12 protein-coding genes are annotated in these 15,241 nt (G+C 38.7%); 11 read left to right on the forward strand and 1 reads right to left on the reverse strand.

Annotated elements, in window-relative coordinates; translation table 11 throughout:
- Window positions 1–46: 46 nt before the first annotated feature.
- The 10 genes from GH754_RS10855 (at window position 47) to GH754_RS10900 (ending at window position 12,560) form a co-directional block, all read left to right on the forward strand.
- A complete protein-coding gene (locus tag GH754_RS10855; RefSeq protein ID WP_153728730.1) occupies window positions 47–1,942 on the forward strand; it encodes a PrkA family serine protein kinase in 1,896 nt (631 codons plus the stop codon).
- 292 nt (window positions 1,943–2,234) lie between these two features.
- Window positions 2,235–3,104, forward strand: a complete 870-nt coding sequence (locus tag GH754_RS10860) for a transporter substrate-binding domain-containing protein (RefSeq protein WP_228550230.1) — start codon at window positions 2,235–2,237, stop codon at window positions 3,102–3,104.
- A gap of 194 nt (window positions 3,105–3,298) precedes the next feature.
- Window positions 3,299–3,961, forward strand: a complete 663-nt coding sequence (locus GH754_RS10865) for an amino acid ABC transporter permease (RefSeq protein ID WP_153728731.1) — start codon at window positions 3,299–3,301, stop codon at window positions 3,959–3,961.
- 1 nt (window position 3,962) lies between these two features.
- A complete protein-coding gene (locus GH754_RS10870; protein WP_153728732.1) occupies window positions 3,963–4,685 on the forward strand; it encodes an amino acid ABC transporter ATP-binding protein in 723 nt (240 codons plus the stop codon).
- A 115-nt stretch (window positions 4,686–4,800) separates the two neighbouring features.
- A complete protein-coding gene (locus GH754_RS10875) occupies window positions 4,801–5,715 on the forward strand; it encodes a cation diffusion facilitator family transporter (protein WP_153728733.1) in 915 nt (304 codons plus the stop codon).
- Entirely contained in the window at window positions 5,715–6,044 is a 330-nt protein-coding gene (locus tag GH754_RS10880; protein WP_153728734.1) for an ArsR/SmtB family transcription factor, read from the forward strand. The genes GH754_RS10875 and GH754_RS10880 overlap by 1 nt, the downstream gene beginning before the upstream one ends.
- A gap of 315 nt (window positions 6,045–6,359) precedes the next feature.
- Complete coding sequence (locus GH754_RS10885; RefSeq protein WP_153728786.1) at window positions 6,360–9,146, forward strand: 2-oxoglutarate dehydrogenase E1 component; 2,787 nt, start codon at window positions 6,360–6,362, stop codon at window positions 9,144–9,146.
- Complete coding sequence (gene odhB, locus GH754_RS10890; RefSeq protein ID WP_323741973.1) at window positions 9,143–10,420, forward strand: 2-oxoglutarate dehydrogenase complex dihydrolipoyllysine-residue succinyltransferase; 1,278 nt, start codon at window positions 9,143–9,145, stop codon at window positions 10,418–10,420. The genes GH754_RS10885 and odhB overlap by 4 nt, the downstream gene beginning before the upstream one ends.
- Before the next feature lie 449 nt (window positions 10,421–10,869).
- Entirely contained in the window at window positions 10,870–12,027 is a 1,158-nt protein-coding gene (gene yhbH, locus GH754_RS10895; protein WP_153728735.1) for a sporulation protein YhbH, read from the forward strand.
- Between the two features lie 98 nt (window positions 12,028–12,125).
- Window positions 12,126–12,560, forward strand: a complete 435-nt coding sequence (locus tag GH754_RS10900) for a DUF6376 family protein (protein ID WP_153728736.1) — start codon at window positions 12,126–12,128, stop codon at window positions 12,558–12,560.
- A gap of 42 nt (window positions 12,561–12,602) precedes the next feature.
- Here the strand turns inward: GH754_RS10900 and GH754_RS10905 are convergent, their stop codons facing one another.
- Window positions 12,603–14,405 (reverse strand): M3 family oligoendopeptidase, encoded by a 1,803-nt coding sequence (locus GH754_RS10905; protein ID WP_153728737.1) that lies wholly within the window; start codon window positions 14,403–14,405, stop codon window positions 12,603–12,605.
- Between the two features lie 190 nt (window positions 14,406–14,595).
- Between GH754_RS10905 and safA the strand changes: the two genes are divergently transcribed.
- The gene (safA, locus tag GH754_RS10910; protein ID WP_153728787.1) at window positions 14,596–15,183 is read left to right on the forward strand and encodes a SafA/ExsA family spore coat assembly protein; all 588 of its coding nucleotides are present in this window, start codon (window positions 14,596–14,598) and stop codon (window positions 15,181–15,183) included.
- The last annotated feature ends 58 nt before the right edge of the window (window positions 15,184–15,241 follow it).

A 15,241-nucleotide genomic window follows, 5' to 3' on the forward strand; every position in this document is an offset into this window, starting at 1 on the left:
GTACAAATCATCGTAAATCTAATATACAAAAATGGGAGGGCGATGAATGAGTATTTTAGGTAAGATCGAGGACCACCGCAAAGAAGAAGAGTCTCTACGGTGGGAAGGTACATTTAAGGAGTACTTAGAGCTTTTAAAAGAGAAGCCGTATTTGGCACAATCGGCACATTCAAGAATTTATCAAATGATTAAAAATGAAGGCGTTGAAGAAAAAGATGGCCATAAAGAGTATAAGTTTTTCAGTCATGAACTTTTCGGCTTAGAGGAGGCGCTTGAAAGACTTGTTGAGGAATACTTTCATCCAGCAGCTGAACGCTTAGATGTTCGAAAACGAATTTTGCTTCTCATGGGACCTGTTAGTGGGGGGAAATCGACCATTGTTTCATTACTCAAGCAAGGGTTAGAGCGTTTCTCCTATACGGATTACGGAGCTGTATATGCGATTAAAGGCTGCCCGATGCACGAGGATCCACTTCATTTAATCCCACAACATTTACGGGAGGACTTTTACGAGGAATACGGTGTTCGAATCGAGGGGAATCTCTCACCGCTGAACATGATGCGTCTTGAAAGGGAGTATGGTGGAAGAATAGAGGATGTCATGGTTGAGCGGGTCTTCATATCAGAAAATAAACGTAAGGGTATTGGTACCTTTAGTCCGTCTGATCCAAAATCACAGGATATTGCAGATTTAACAGGATCCATTGATTTCTCCACAATTGCCGAATACGGTTCAGAGTCTGATCCACGAGCTTATCGTTTTGATGGGGAATTAAATGTGGCAAACCGCGGATTGATGGAATTTCAGGAAATTTTAAAGTGTGACGAAAAGTTCCTATGGCATTTGCTATCCCTAACTCAGGAAGGAAATTTCAAGGCAGGGCGTTTTGCGTTAATTAGTGCTGATGAGTTGATTATTGCTCACACAAACGAATCTGAGTATCGTTCCTTTATTGCCAATAAAAAGAACGAAGCACTCCACTCCCGAATGATTGTTATGCCAGTACCTTACAACTTAAAGGTGAGCGATGAAGAACGAATTTATCAAAAAATGATCCGAGAAAGTAATATGAAGGATGTTCATATTGCCCCACATACTTTAAAAATCACTGCTATTTTTTCCATTTTAACAAGATTGAAAGATTCAAAGCGTCAGGATATAGATTTACTGAAAAAGCTGCATTTATACGATGGGCAAAATGTAGAGGGCTTTAGTGAGGTTGATGTAGAGGAGTTTAAGAAGGAATTCCCTGAGGAAGGTATGGATGGAATTGACCCGCGTTTTATTATGAACCGAATTTCATCAGCTATTATTAAAAAAGAAACCAATTCTATTAACGCTTTAGACGTTCTTCGTGCCTTAAAGGAAGGCCTGGACCATCATCCTTCCATTACCAAGGAAGACCGTGAACGTTATCTATCCTTTATCTCTGTTGCACGAAAAGAATATGACGTGATTGCGAAAAACGAGGTTCAAAAAGCCTTTGTTTATTCCTATGAAGAATCGGCAAAAACCCTGATGGATAACTACCTGGATAATGTGGAGGCTTATTGTAATAAAACAAAATTACGTGACCCACTTACAGGTGATGAAATGTCTCCGGATGAAAAGCTAATGAGATCCATAGAGGAGCAGATTGGGGTATCAGAAAATGCGAAAAAGGCCTTCCGTGAAGAAATTTTAATTCGTATTTCAGCCTATGCTAGAAAGGGTAAGCGTTTTGATTACCAATCTCATGAAAGATTACGAGAAGCCATACAGAAAAAGCTATTTGCTGATTTAAAGGATGTAGTGAAAATTACGACTTCTACTAAAACACCTGATGAGCAGCAATTGAAGAAAATCAATGAAGTCATAGCCACATTGATTGATGAATATGGCTATGATACAACATCAGCTAATGAATTATTGCGTTATGTTGGTAGTTTATTAAATCGATAGAATGATACCCAATGAGAAGAGCAGGGATTAGAAGCCTGCTTTTCTTATTGGCTAGTTATAGACAAGCAAAGTTCATAGTCTTATACTCCTGGTACTTTTTAGTATATTCAGATAATATGGTAGGAATATAGACTTTCGTAGAGTTATTCTAGCTATGGGTGAGATAATACATCTATAACGAACTATATAAGCTATTATAAATAAATACAGAGTTTTTTGAAAATTTAACTTTTTTGCAAGTTTTGGGATAATTAGAGTTGTCTACAAAAAAATTAGGGGGTTAGACAGTTATATGAAAAAGAAATTATTACTTATGTTTGTGTTATTCGTATCGATTGCCATGTTAGTCGCTTGTGGAACGAGTGAAACAGATTCCTCATCAAGTGATAGTGGTAATGAAACTGAAGACACTACTGAAGAAACAAGTGGTAGTGAAGGCGCTGAAGAATCCGAAGAAGCTTCAGAAGAGGCATCCTCTGTTGCAGGTAATACATATACAGTTGCAACAGACTCGAACTTCCAGCCTTTTGAATACATGAATCCTGATACACAAGAGCTTGAAGGATTTGATATTGATCTTATTTCAGCTGTTGCAGAAGAAGCTGGATTTGAAATTGAATTTGAAACGATGAACTTTGATGGTTTATTAGGTTCCATGAGAACGGGTAAGCATGATATTGGTATTGCTGGGATTTCGATTACTGATGAACGTAAAGAAACCATTGACTTCTCAGATAAATATTATGATTCAGGTCTAATTTTAGCTGTACCTAAAGATTCAGACATCGAATCGATTGAAGATATCGATGGTCATAAAGTAGGGGCGCGTCAAGGTTCCACTAGTGAGCAATACCTTCAAAACAATACGAATGCTGAAGTATCTGCATTCCCTGAAATTGTAACAGCTTATATGGATTTAGAAGCAGGCCGTTTGGATGCCGTTCTTTATGACCTACCAAACGTACAATACTATATTAAAGAAAATGCTTCTGACACATTGAAAACAGTTGGGGACGTTTTAGAAGGTCAACCTTATGGTATCGCCTTCCCGAAAGATTCTGAATTAGTAGAGCCAGTTAACGAAGCACTAGCCACTATTAAAGAGAGTGGTAAATATGCAGAAATCTATAAAAAGTGGTTTGGTACTGAGCCACCACAATAAAAATATAATCACCTAATGTTGTTTACTAGAAATCAAGCGTAACAAGTACTTAGCTTGTTACGCTATTTTTTAATCGGATGGGTGAGAAAATAAAAAAACAGTTCTAATCAACACAGTAAAAATAATAGTAATAAAGAAAAACTGTCTAATGAGTAATAAAGTGGCAAGTTTTAAAATCAAGGAGAGGTTAATGAATGTTAGATGCATTAATGGATTCAGCATATATAAAATCCTTACCATTTTTGTGGGATGGGTTAAAAGTTACCGTTGGAATTACCGCAGTTGGGTTATTTTTTGGTATAATCATAGGAGCAATTGCGGGTCTTGGTAAGCTGTCTAAAAGTCGTATTATCCGAGCAATATGGACGGTTTATGTAGAAGTGGTAAGAGGTACGCCGATCCTGGCTCAAGCCTTATTCTTATATTTCGGTATTTCAGAAGACTTAATCGGATTGAATTTGGACTCATTTACTGCAGGTGTTATTGCTATTGCCGTTAATGCTGGTGCCTATATTGCGGAAATTGTCCGTGGGGCCGTTTACTCTATTGATAAAGGACAGCATGAGGCTGGCCGTTCATTAGGTCTTTCACAAAAACAAACGATGCGTTATATTATTTGGCCTCAAGCATTTAAACGAATGATTCCACCTCTTGGTAACCAATTCGTCATTAGTTTAAAGGACACTTCTGTATTCTCCGTAATTGCCGTACACGATTTAGTTTATAAGGCAAAACAGTACTACAATATTACCTTTGAGGTTTTCGAAACATTAGTTATGGTATGTTTACTTTATCTATGTATTACCATTCCAACCGCTCTATACTTGAGAAGATTAGAAAGGAAGCTGGACGTATAATATGATTTCCGTAAAAAATTTGCATAAATATTTTGGTGACTTAGAAGTTTTAAAGGGAATTGATGCAGAAATTAAAGAACAAGAAGTGGTTTGTGTAATTGGTCCATCTGGGTCTGGTAAAAGTACATTCCTTCGTTGTTTAAACCTTCTTGAGGAAGTTACTTCAGGACAGGTGACCATAGATGGAGAGGATTTAACAGATCCATCAACCGATATTAATAAACTAAGAACTAAGGTAGGGATGGTTTTTCAGCATTTTAATTTATTTCCACATAAATCGGTACTGGAAAACATTACTTTAGCTCCTATTAAAGTTAAAGGCTTATCCCAGCAGGAAGCTAAAGATGCAGCATTGTCCTTACTAGACAAAGTCGGACTTGCAGACAAAGCTGATGTGTATCCGGATAGTCTATCTGGTGGACAAAAACAGCGTGTGGCTATTGCGCGTGCACTCGCTATGAATCCTAAAGTGATGTTATTTGATGAGCCAACCTCTGCATTAGACCCTGAATTAGTAGGGGATGTTCTTCAGGTTATGAAGGATCTTGCAAAGGAAGGAATGACCATGGTCGTCGTTACCCACGAAATGGGATTTGCGAAAGAAGTGGGGGATCGAGTCATTTTTATGGACGAAGGGATTATTCAAGAGGAAGGGGATCCTGAGCAGGTCTTCGATAACCCTCAAAATCCAAGAACTCAATCATTCTTAAGTAAAATTTTATAATCACACCTCTGGGCATACTCATATAATAAAAAGCGAAGGATATATATATCCTTCGCTTTTTATCGTTTATATGTTAGTGTATGAATATATAAACATATATAGGTAGGTGTTGGAATTGGGACATTCACATGGGCATAATCATGACCACGGTCATAGCCATGGTGCAAATAAAAAAGCTTTATTGATTAGCTTTGTATTAATCGGAACATTTATGGTGGTGGAAGTAATTGGAGGAATTATCACCAATAGTTTAGCGCTGATTTCGGATGCCGGTCATATGTTAAGTGATGCAGCTGCTCTGGGGTTGAGCTTACTGGCCTTTAAAATGGGGGAAAAGGCAGCAAATGCAAGCAAAACCTATGGATATAAACGATTCGAAATATTAGCCGCCTTTATCAATGGAATTACCTTACTGGCCATTTCGATATACATTTTTTGGGAAGCGTATCATCGATTTCTTGAACCACCACAGGTCGGTTCAGGAATGATGATTGTAGCAACTATTGGTTTGATTGTGAATTTGGTTGTCGCTTGGATTTTGATGAAAGGTGACACAAGTGGAAATATTAATATGCGTAGTGCTTTTCTCCATGTTATGGGTGACTTATTAGGATCTATCGGTGCCATAGTTGCAGGATTGCTTATTCTTATTTTTGACTGGAATATTGCAGATCCAATCGCAAGTGTTCTAGTTTCCTTCTTAATATTGGTAAGTGGTTGGCGTGTAACAAAGGACTCTGTACATGTATTAATGGAAGGAAAACCAAGTCATATTGATCTTAAACAGGTAGAGACAAAGCTGAAGAGCTTACCAGGAGTAATTGGAGTCCATGACTTACATGTTTGGACGATTACATCTGACTTTCCCACCCTGACTTGTCATGTGATTGTAGAACAACAATCCGATCGAGATGATTTATTACAAACAGCATCAAAGCTTATGCACGAAGAATTTGAGCTAAAGCACACAACCATTCAAATAGAAGGTGAAGGTTCTAAATTTCATGAGACAGAAGAAAATTGTAATTAATGGGGGAACAACTGATGAATGAAGAGAAAAAACAATACGAAGAACTAGACGAAGAAACACTTTTTGTGGTCTCACAAACCTTTAAAGCTTTATCAGATCCAACCCGGTTACGAATCCTTTCTTTATTATCGAACCGGGAGTATTCCGTTAGTCAAATCGCAGAAATACTACAACTGAAGCAATCTAATGTTTCCCATCAACTTCGCTATTTAAAAAACTTACGATTGGTCAAGTTTCGGAGGGAAGGGACGACAATCTATTATTCTCAGGATGACGAGCATGTAATACGCATGCTACAGCAAACTATATACCATGCTTTACACCGATAAATCTTGCTTTAAACATGTATCTGCTAAATTAAGACATAATAATTAAAAAAACTTGAAATTTCTTGACTCACAGACTTTTCTGTTATGCTTTTTTTTTATATACTGATTAGGTATGGTAAAGATGTAAGCAGAAACACCCACTTTTACCTATTGTTTTAAAAACAACAAATTATTAGGTAAAATAAGTTGAGACCTTAGGGGTGTAGTTTTATAATAGTAGCTATGTATACGTTTACGAATTTCTAATGGGGGTAGTGTACAGTGACAAACAAAGGGTCAAATGAAAGTATATGGGATCAGTTTCACGGCCCAAACATGGGTTACATTGAAGAACAATACGAATTGTTTTTGGAAGACCCTGAATCGGTTGATCCGTCATTACGAAGTATTTTTGATGAACATGGTGCACCTGAATGGATGTCTACAGGTACTGCACCACAAGTAGGTTCACAAGGAATATCTGACCAGGATGTTACCAAGGTAAGCACGGCAATGAAACTAGTTGAAGCCATTCGACGTCATGGTCATTTAGAGGCAGATATTTATCCAGTCGGGCGAAAAAAGAATCGTTACTCGGCTCTAGTGGATCCAAAAACGTATGGTTTAACAGAGGCAGATTTGAGAACGATTCCAGCAAAATGGTTATGGAAAAACGCACCAAGCAATGTGAAGAACGGCTTGGATGTTGTCCATAGCTTAAAAGAAATATACTCAGGGAAAATTTCCTATGAGTTTTACCATGTTCATGATGATGAAGAACGTGAATGGTTGCAGCAAAATGTTGAAGCAGAGAAATTCAAGGCTTCTCCAAGTGCTGAACAAAAGAAAGAGCTTTTAAAGAGCCTGGCTGAGGTAGAAGGCTTTGAACAATTTTTAGGTAAAACCTTTGTTGGTCAAAAACGTTTTTCAATTGAAGGTTTAGATATTATGGTGCCCATGATTAATCAAATGATTAATGAAGCCAACAATGATGCTGTTGAGCATGTCATGATGGGCATGGCTCACCGTGGGCGGTTAAACGTACTGGCTAATGTGTTAGGTAAGCCTTATGATAAGATTTTTTCCGAATTTCATCATTCACCAGATAAGGAGCTTATTCCATCAGAAGGTTCAACAGGAATTAACTATGGTTGGACTGGAGATGTAAAATATCACTTTGGTGCTGATCGTGATGTGAAGGGAAATAATGAGAAAAGTACTCGTGTAACACTTGCTCATAACCCATCACACTTAGAATTTGTGAATCCAGTTGTGGAGGGTTATACTCGTGCGGCACAGGATGATCGTTCAAATAAAGGATATTCCAAGCACAATCCTGATAATGGGTTCAGTATTTTAATTCATGGTGACGCAGCGTTTATTGGTGAGGGTGTTGTAGCTGAGACGTTAAACCTATCACGTCTAAAAGGCTATCAAACTGGTGGAACCATTCATATTATTGGGAACAACCTAGTTGGTTTTACAACAAATAACATGGATGGGCGTTCAACTACGTATGCTAGTGACCTGGCGAAAGGATTTGAGATTCCCGTTATTCACGTCAATGCGGATGACCCTGAAGCCTGTTTAACAGCAGTTCGTTTCGTTTATGAGTACCGAAAGAAGTTTCATAAAGATATTTTAATTGATTTAGTGGGTTACCGTCGTTATGGACATAACGAAATGGATGAGCCACGCTCAACACAACCATATTTATACCAGGACATTGACCAGCACGAATCCGTACTTCATGTTTATGCCGAGCAATTGAAACAAGAAGGTGTCCTTACTGATGAGGAATTTGCGCAGGTAAAAGAAGATGCTAGCAATCATTATAAGTCCGTATATGATAGCATGAGGGAAGAAGACGATGAGCCTGAAGAGGTTGTCGTTCCAGAGGCAGTAACTAATGGATTAGACAAAATCGAAACAGCTGTCCCATTAGATACATTAAAATCCTTAAACGAAGATATGTTGAAACGACCTGAAGGCTTTGCTGTATTTAAAAAACTAGAGCGTATCTTGAAAAAACGTGGCAAGGGTCTTGATGATGGCAACAAAGTAGACTGGGCATTAGGTGAGGCACTAGCATTCGCCTCCATATTAAAGGATGGTACACCAATCCGAATCACTGGTCAGGATTCAGAGCGTGGTACGTTTGCACATCGTCATGCCGTTTTACATGATGTAGAAACAGAAGAAACCTATAGTCCACTGCACGGATTAGAGGGTGTGGAAGCATCCTTCGATATATACAATAGTCCACTTTCTGAAGCTGGTGTATTAGGCTTTGAATATGGTTATAGTGTGCAGTCCCCTGAAACATTAGTTTTCTGGGAAGCGCAGTTTGGAGATTTTGCCAATACCGGTCAAGTCATTTTAGATCAATTTATTGCTGCAGGTCGTGCAAAATGGGGTCAGAAATCAAACATGGTCTTACTCCTTCCACACGGCTATGAGGGGCAAGGACCTGAACATTCAAGTGCTCGCTTAGAGCGTTACCTTCAGCTTTCGGCGGAAAATAACTGGACAGTTGCGAACGTAACATCATCTGCTCAGTATTTCCATTTACTCCGCAGACAAGCTGCAATTGGCGGAAAAGATTCGGCTCGCCCACTTGTGGTGATGACACCAAAGAGTCTATTGCGTAACCAGCGTGTAGCGGCAGAACATAAAGAATTTACGGAAGGCAAGTTTAAACCGGTTCTTGAACAGCCTGGTCTAGGTAGCAAGAAGACAAAAGTAAAACGTGTCGTACTCGGTAGCGGAAAGGTTATGGTAGAGCTTGCAGATGCCATTGAAGCTGCTGATGATAATCTAGATTGGTTACACGTACTTCGGGTAGAGCAAATTTATCCGTTCCCGGCGAAAGAGGTTGCAGAAATCTTGGCTAGTTATAAAAATGTAGAAGAGATTGTTTGGCTACAAGAAGAGCCGAAAAATGCAGGAAGCTGGGATTATGTAAAAGAGGAACTTTATGAGATTGCGAAGGATAAGGAGTCCATTCATTATATTGGTCGTCCAAGACGTTCTTCACCTGCAGTTGGTGAACCTAATGTTCATAAATCAGAGCAAAGTCGCATCATAAATGAGACACTCTCTAAAGGAGGAGATTCCAAGTGAAAGAAATAAAAATTCCTGAACTAGCTGAATCCATCACAGAAGGTACCATAGCCGAGTGGCTGGTTAAAAAAGGTGATAAAGTCGAAAAAGGCGATGCTGTCGTTGAACTTGAAACAGACAAAGTGAATGTTGAAGTGAACTCTGATTATGCAGGTGTAATCGTTGAGGTTGTTGCTGGCGAAGGGGAAGATGTTGAAGTTGGCGACGTGATTGCAAAGGTAGATGAAAATGGTACGGCAGGTGGCGGAGCTAGTGCTGATAGCGGAGAAGCTAAAGCAGAGGAAGCTCCTGCATCAAAAGAGGAAAAGGCGGCTGAACCAGCTCCTGAACCTAAGCAAGAAGAACAAGAAGAGCAAGACGAAACGCAAGCACCTGTTGCATCTCCAGCAACTAGAAAACGTGCTCGTGAGCTAGGCATTGATTTAAATGAGCTTTATCCAAAAGATCCACTAGGACGCATTCGTGTTGAGGATGTAGAGCAAGCAGCACGTGAGAAGGCAGAAAGCGATAAGAAGGCTGCTAAGAGTGCTGGTAAAGCTGAGGCGAAAAGCTCTGAAAAGACTGAGTTTGATAAGCCTGTAGAGCGAATTAAAATGTCTCGTCGTCGCCAAACCATTGCAAAACGTTTAGTTGAAGCCCAACAAACAGCTGCAATGTTGACTACATTTAATGAAGTAGATTTAACAAATGTTATGAAATTACGTTCAGAGCGTAAAGAAGAATTTCTACAAAAGCATGGCGTAAAGCTTGGATTTATGTCCTTCTTTACGAAGGCAGTAGTTGGAGCTCTTAAAGAATTCCCACTTGTAAATGCTGAAATTCAAGGCGACGAAATCGTCATGAAGAAATTCTATGATGTAGGTGTAGCCGTTTCAACAGAAGAAGGTCTTGTGGTACCAGTTGTCCGTGATGCAGATCGCTTAAGCTTTGCTGAGATTGAAAAAGAAATTGGCAACCTAGCGAAAAAAGCTCGTGACAATAAACTAGGCCTAAAAGATCTACAAGGTGGTTCCTTCACCATTACAAATGGCGGAACATTTGGTTCCATGCTATCTACACCAATCTTGAATTCACCTCAGGTTGGTATCCTAGGTATGCACAACATTCAAAAACGTGCTATGGTGATGCCAGATGATTCCATCGAGGTTCGCCCAATGATGTATTTGGCCATGTCCTATGACCACCGTATCATTGACGGACGTGAAGCTGTACAATTCCTAGTACGTATCAAGCAATTGCTTGAAGATCCATATAGCTTGTTACTTGAAGGTTAATATAGGATTAAGAAGAGCACCACTATGCTGCGGCATGGTGGTTTTTTTTTATGTTTGCTGTTTTGTAAGTTATAAGAGAGGGGGAGGGAGACATGATTAGTGCTTGAAGCGACGTGATTACAAGCTTTGCAGACGTAATTTTTATTGATTCTGCGTGATAAATGGATGTTGACATAATTAATGTGAAAACGACGTAATCGGGATAGCTTTTGAAACGATTCTATTAGCAACAGACTTGATTATCAATGAGTTTGACGTGAATTTTACCGTAACCGACGCAATTACTGACCTTACAGCTTCCCCCACCTCCAGACCCTCAAGCACTAATCCTAATTTACCTTATCAAAGACCATGAATCCTGCACTAAATTTGCATAAATTTCATTTTTTTGTGAAGAGAAGTCCAACTCCTGCATAAGATAGAGTAATAAATTCTTAGGGGGGAGATTAATGGATGATAAGAAGAGTTTTGTGATATCGGAAGAAGATTGGTCTCTCCATAAAAAAGGCTATGACGATCAAAAACGTCACCAGGAAAAGGTAAAAGATGCCATTAAAAAAAGATTGCCAGATTTAATTACAGAAGAAAATGTAATTATGTCGAAAGGGAAAGACGTCATCAAAATTCCTGTTCGTTCCTTAAATGAGTATAAAATTAGGTATAATTTCGATAAAAATAAGCATGCTGGCCAAGGGCAGGGAGACAGCAAAGTGGGCGACGTTGTAGCGAAGGATGGGAAACCAGATCAGCAAGCTCAGGGTCAAGATCAGCAGGCTGGAGACCAACCAGGTCAAGATTACTATGAAACTGAGGTTTCCTTTGCTGAATTGGAGGAGGAGTTTTTTCAGCATTTAGAGCTGCCGAATTTAGAGGAAAAAGAGAAGGACGAAATTGTTAACACGGATACGGAATTTAGAGACTTGCGTAAAACAGGTTTAACAGGAAATATTGATAAGAAGAGGACGCTTAAAGAAACGTTAAAGCGAAATGCTCAAGAAGGAGAGGCATCGTTTTCACCAATCTATCCGGATGACCTTCGTTTTAAAACATGGGAGGATATTGAAAAACCAGATTCTAAGGCTGTTATATTAGCCCTGATGGATACATCTGGTTCGATGGGAATGTGGGAAAAGTACATGGCTCGCAGCTTTTTCTTTTGGACGACAAGGTTTTTACGAAAGAATTATGATACGGTCGATATTGAATTTATTGCTCATCATACAGAAGCGAAAATAGTAACGGAGGATGAATTCTTCTCAAAAGGTGAAAGTGGAGGAACCATTTGTTCTTCAGCCTACCGAAAAGCCTTAGGGGTCATTGAAGGAAAATACAGTCCATCCCGTTACAACATTTACCCGATCCACTTTTCAGATGGAGATAATTTAACTTCTGATAATCGTAATTGTGTAAGATTAGTAGAGGATTTAATGGAAAAATCAAGTATGTTCTGCTATGGAGAAGTTAATCAATATAATCGCCATTCTACCTTAATGTCAGCGTACAACAAATTTGATGATCCGAAATTTCGATATTATGTGCTGAAACGGAGAGCAGATGTATTTCATGCGATGAAGGAATTTTTCAAAAAAGAGGCAGAGGAAGTATAGGTTATGATTCATCCTTTCACTTAGTGAGGTATCTACCTCACTATTTTTTTGGTAAATATGGTAATCTAAAGATATATAGGAAAAAAGGAGAGTTTGATATGAAAAAGATAGCTGGTTTATTTATCTTGCTCACAATATTACTAACAGGCTGTTCATTATTTAATGAAGTCAATGAATCACTTGATTATGTGAATGAAACGAAGGATTATATTCAGACATTGAGTGACTTTGGAGCAGAGGCTCCTCAGTTAATTGAAGAGGCGAATAGCAATCCAGAAGTAGAACAAGAATTACAGCAGCAGCTGGAAGGATTACAAGGTGAGGTGGATCAATTTCTGCAAATGGAGCCACCAGCCGTAGCAGAGGATTTACATCAACAATTAGTCAATCATAGCGAAAATTTAGAAACCACCATTAATCAAGTTATGGAAAACGGAAACATTGCTATTGAACAGCTAGAAAACTCTCAACTAATACGGACAATCAATGAGATTAACAATTTATTAAACCAATTGGAAAATTTACAATTATAATCTAAGAGAGCGGAGCCTTTTAAAAGGTGTCTCCGCTCATGTTCATTTTTTTATCAATTTCTCTGACAGCTCTTTATATTTCTGTATGGCATCAACAGTTGGTTGAAGAGATGTTTCCCAAAACGCCTTCGTTTGAATATCCACACCTAAGTATGTTTCTGCAAGCTGCTCCACAGACATTCTCCCGGAATTTTGCAGCAGTTCATCATATTGTTTTTGAAATGAACTACCTTCCTCTTTTGCCCGTGCATAAACTCCATTACTAAACATGAAGCCCACTGTATAGGGAATATTATAAAAAGCCTTTTCCATGTCATAAAAATGACCAGTAGTAATCCATTGAAAGCTGTCCATTTCCTCAACAATTCCATCATAAAAACTGTTCGCGGCTGCTTTTTTCATTAAATCAGAAATTTCTTCACCTGAAAGTAGCCCATCCTTTCGTTTTTGATAGAGATTCCATTCAAAGTCAAACATAATAGGAATTAAGCCTAAATAAATTAAGCTACTCATAATTTTCATTTCTAGTAGAGCTAGTTTTTCTTCATCGTTGTCTGCTTGGTTTATGGCAGCATCCAGGACTAAGTTCTCCGCAAACGTCGAGGCTGTTTCAGCTACACTCGTACCTTTCTGCTGGGAGAAAAAGGGCTCTTCATGCAATATTGCATTATGATAGCCATGACCAAGTTCATGGGCCATCGTCACCACATCCTGCTTATGACCAGCAAACGTTAGAAAAACACGACTCTCCTTAGCTACTGGCATGGAGGCGCAAAATGCCCCAGGTGCCTTGTCTCCCCGATTTTCAGCCTCCACCCAACCATTTTGAAAGGCCCTCTCTGCAAAATTCCCGAGTTTTTCACTAAAACGATGGAATTGCTGAATGACTGTATTCATAGCCTCTTGATATGTTAATTTTTGGTTTGATGTAAAGCTTGGAGATAGAATATCATACCACCCTATTGAATCTACTCGTAAAACTTTAGCTTTTCGTTTTAAAAATGATTTTAGGATCCCTTGATTTTCTTTAATGGTTGTCAACATCATCTGCAATGTTTGTTCTTGAATACGATTTTGTTCTAGTGACTCTTTTAATAGATGATCCCATCCTCTTAGTCGATACACGTCTAAACGAAATCCGGCAATACGATTCAGAATCGAAGCAAAGGTCTCAGCATTTTGATTACAAATATGATGTAGAGATTGGGCAATTTGTTGGCGTTCTTCACGGTCGCTAGAAAACATGGCCTCATTAAACGCCTGGGCTATAGAAAGCATCTTTTGATTTCCATCTTTCCTAACAGGAATTTCTAACTCGGATATGAATTGATCGTAATGATTTTCCCAGCCTTTAAATCCATTTACGGATAATTGACTAATAACTTTTTCTAATTCGACTGGAAGCTGATCCCTCGCTTTTTGTCTTCGCTCCTCTAAATAAAATTGATTCAGTTTGATTTCTGGGAATTGGAGCAGGTGATTCCACTCCAGGTCTGTGAGGCTTCCTAGTAATTGATTTATTTCAACATTGATGGAGTCAAGATTTGCTTTAAGGTGGGCACTTTCTTCTAGTAACTTAGAGACATCTTTATTCTTTACATCAGCAGAGGAGGCACAAATCAGAAAATCATCAATCTCAAAGGCTTGCTTCATTGATGCTTGTACCTTTTTAATAATACTGACAAGGATGGATTGCTCACTCAAATTTTTATATCTAGCTAATTCTTCCTTTAGTTTTCGAATGTCTTGCTTAAGGTTATGTATACAATCTTTCAATCTAGTAGATTCGCTCACTCCCTCATAAAGCGAATCTAGATTCCAATTTTCACTTCCAATTTCCCCCATTAATAACCCTCCTGATCAAATCGATATATAAATTATAAAACAACACGGACACGAATGACTCCTGCTCAAGAAGGATTTTTACAAAAATTTCATTTCATTTACATGATTAACAACTATTTACACATACTAATGGTGATTTTCAAAGAAAGGAGAGATTAAGGTGAAGAAATGGTTAACTACATTAGGCATCATGCTGCTTTTATTAACAGTTCAAAGTATGGATGTTGCTGCTCAAACGGATACATATACAGTAAAGCGCGGCGATACACTTTGGAAAATTTCTGTTAGGTATGAGGTTGGGCTATCCGAAATTATTAATGCCAATCCCCAATTTAGTAATCCTGATTTAATTTATCCAGGTGATAAAGTCACCATTCCGTTGGCAAAGGGTACCCAGTCAGTGGAGCAGCAGGTTGCGAAAATTACCAACGATTATCGTGCTCAAAATGGTTTAGGCCCTTTAACCTTTGATTGGCAATTAGCTAGAGTAGCCCGTTATAAATCGAAGGATATGCGTGATCAAGGCTACTTCTCGCATACTTCACCAACCTATGGATCACCTTTTACAATGATGAAGAATTTTAATATTTCCTATCGAAAGGCTGCTGAAAATATTGCAGCGGGTCAAAGAACACCACAAGAGGTAGTTCGTTCCTGGATGAATAGTCCCGGGCATCGCAAAAATATTCTAGACCCAGACATGACTCATATTGGTGTAGGCTATGCACAAGGAGGAAGCTACGGACATTATTGGACGCAGATGTTTATTAAGAAATAGGAGGAAAAGCCCTTGTTATTTATACAAGGGCTTTTCTTCTTCAAAAAACTTTCGCAAT

This window comes from Salinibacillus xinjiangensis (genome assembly GCF_009649735.1).
Taxonomy (GTDB): Bacteria; Bacillota; Bacilli; order Bacillales; family Alkalibacillaceae; genus Salinibacillus; species Salinibacillus xinjiangensis.